This is a genomic window from Moritella sp. PE36 (assembly GCF_000170855.1).
Taxonomy (GTDB): Bacteria; Pseudomonadota; Gammaproteobacteria; order Enterobacterales; family Moritellaceae; genus Moritella.
Window position 1 is genome coordinate 1 of the sequence record NZ_ABCQ01000105.1, and the last position, 2,656, is coordinate 2,656.

Here is a 2,656-nt window from a genome sequence, read left to right on the forward strand (position 1 = left end):
ATACCAAATAGATGGAAGATTGATTTACCTAAAATCGAAAATAAAACAATAATAACAAAGGTGATAGTCAGAGATTTAACTGCGATTTTAACTTGTTCCGACTTTCCCATACTCCCTGTTAACCCAGCAAAAACCGTGGTATTTGCTATTGGGTTCATAATGGCAAAAAAGGCCATAAAAACAGTCAAAGCATGTTCAAATAATTGGCTCATCTTATTTTTTCCTTAATAAACAAACGACTTCATCGTGCTAATGCGTATATCAACTATACCAGAATGAGCCTACTAAGTTATAAAATATACAGTTGCTAACAGTAAGGGTCTGTATGTGGGGTATTTCGAGAGCGAATAGAAAAGCGAGAGATAATAAGTTTGTTAGATTGTTCTGTAAGACTGTGGCGCTATCCCATACAAAAAAAGCCACTCAATGAGTAGCTTTAATGTTTGGAGCGGTCAGCTAGGATTCGAACCCGGCGTCTTCAACTTGGAAAGCTGACGTATTACCATTATACGATGTCCGCATGGGTTGAGATATTACTTCGGTTTTACCGTAATGCAAACAGAACAAATGTAAGCGTATGTAAGCGATTATCCGTCTGGAATAACTCACAATTTCATATCACCATGCAACCATGTCGCTTATAGCAAGCAAAGCTTAAGTATCACTAGCCGTTTTACTGGTGTTCAAGGTTCGAAATTGAATGAAGTAGAAAGTAAAATTGACCTACTTGCTACTATGATCAGCGAATTAAAAACTGCAAAAGCATAAACGCTGCTACTGCATAATAATTCTGGGACTGTTATGGTTGGTCCTGTAAATAATTCATTGAAATTAGCCTCCTACCTTGGAGGCTTTTTTGATCTTGGGATAACGTTAGAAAGCGTAACGAGCACCCAACATCAATTCATCTGCATTACCTCCAGCTGAAGTATCTGTGCCGAATGCTACTTTATAACCTGTGTATAGCGCGACGCCACCAAAATAACGACCATATTCAAAGGCAAGGAAGTTAATATCTACATTTTCCTTTGCAGCAGCACTTAAATAGTTATATGAAAGACTGACTGTATTTTTACCGAAGCCATAAGATGCAAATGCATCCACCGCATTAAAGTCATCGTCAAATACCGTGCCTTTTTGCACTAAACCAGACAGTAAGAAACTATCTTTCGTATAGCGAGCACCAAGCATGTATACCTCTGATGAATCAGCATAAACCCCAGTCGCTTCTGTTGCAGCATAACCAGCGCTCACTTCAACATCCGGACGTAATTGATAAGCAACCATCACACCGCCACCCTTTTCAAATTCTTCAAAATTCGCTGACGCATTGAATTTAAAATCACCTTTGGTCACACTATACAGCAGCGTATCTTTAGCTCTATCATCACTTGCTGCAATGTGGGTGTTGGTATAACCACTATAAACTTCAGCCATATCGGTAAAGTCAGTGAGGTAGGTAACCGCATTATCTTGAGTACCGTATGTTAATACGCCGTAAGCCGTCTCCACACCAGCATAGGCATAACGCGTATAATCTTCAAGATTCCTATTAGATTCAGAGTTTGGGAATATTGATTCCAACTCCACTTTACCAACCGCCGTAATAGCATCATTAAGTTGGTATTTACCTTGACCATGTAACCGAGCTGTAAATTCATCGTTATAAAGACTATCAGTAAGGAAACCTTGTGCTTCAACGCGTCCACCAAAAGAGAATTCGTTGGTGTTTTTATCGTCTGCAACAGCAGCTGTAGATACAAGTGCCGTCAGTGTAAGAGATAATGCTTTATTGATGTTGTTCATGAACAATTCCGTTTTTTTAAGTCGATGAGTAGAAGACAGTTACAGTAATAACAAGAGACGATTTAAAATCGTATATTAAGTCAAGTACTACCCCGTCAATGGGCGCAATGTATTTAAAATACTTAGTGGAATCAAATTAAATTAAATTTTCTTACGGTACTTTACTTTAAGCCCTAACTTACTGACTTTACTTTACTTTCATCAAAATAATGTTCACTAAATAGCTAAATACATGACCAGTAGTAACATTATTTAAACCTTGTTCAGGTTCTGTTCATATTAGCTTTGCTAAGGCTGTAGCTTTGCGATAGGCACGTAACCTTGTGATAGAAACCTACCTTGAATATCCCCCTCTTGAGTTTCAAAACAAAAACACAACCAAAGACGTTTAAAATGAAAAAACCGCCTTTAACAACGCATAAAATGGCTTTTTCAAGCATACCTAGATTTATATATTGACTATGCGTCATATAAAAGTAAAATCGCCAATATAGAATAAAAACTCAGTTTTAATGAATAAAAAATCAAGGCGTGTTCAATGAGTAATACCAGAAAAAATATATTAGTGTTTTTAATCCCGTCTTTAATGGGGTTATTTTTCTTTCTTGCACCATTAAGCGTTGACGGTAACTTTACCTTTCCACTGGCGTTAATGGCGACTGGCGTAAAGGGTTTGTTAGGTGACGCAATTCATCCTCTCATTACCGCGATTATCTGTTTGTCAGCACTGGTCTCGGTATTTGCTAACACAATCAAACCTGCCTTTATTGTTAACTCTGCATTATTAACGCGATTATTTATGCTGACCCCAGTTTGGGTTGTGATCCGTGTGCTTGGTGCTGTATTCACA

2 protein-coding genes, 1 tRNA gene and 1 pseudogene are annotated in these 2,656 nt (G+C 37.8%); 1 reads left to right on the forward strand and 3 read right to left on the reverse strand.

Going from position 1 to position 2,656, the window contains the following annotated elements:
• The 3 genes from PE36_RS23290 to PE36_RS23300 all read right to left on the reverse strand — a co-directional run.
• Positions 1–212, reverse strand: a 212-nt coding sequence (locus PE36_RS23290; RefSeq protein WP_006034577.1) for a MarC family protein, incomplete at its 3' end; no start/stop codon positions are given.
• Between the two features lie 232 nt (positions 213–444).
• Positions 445–520, reverse strand: a tRNA-Gly gene (locus PE36_RS23295).
• Between the two features lie 353 nt (positions 521–873).
• A complete protein-coding gene (locus tag PE36_RS23300) occupies positions 874–1,806 on the reverse strand; it encodes a porin (RefSeq protein WP_006034578.1) in 933 nt (310 codons plus the stop codon).
• Between the two features lie 538 nt (positions 1,807–2,344).
• Here PE36_RS23300 and PE36_RS23305 point away from each other — a divergent pair.
• Positions 2,345–2,656 (forward strand): annotated as a pseudogene (locus tag PE36_RS23305) (YjiH family protein); the annotation flags it as partial.

What these genes read in the sequence shown, in the direction of transcription:
- PE36_RS23300 (WP_006034578.1), bottom strand. Translation starts at nt 1,806, where the DNA reads ATGAACAACATCAATAAAGCATTATCTCTTACACTGACGGCACTTGTA.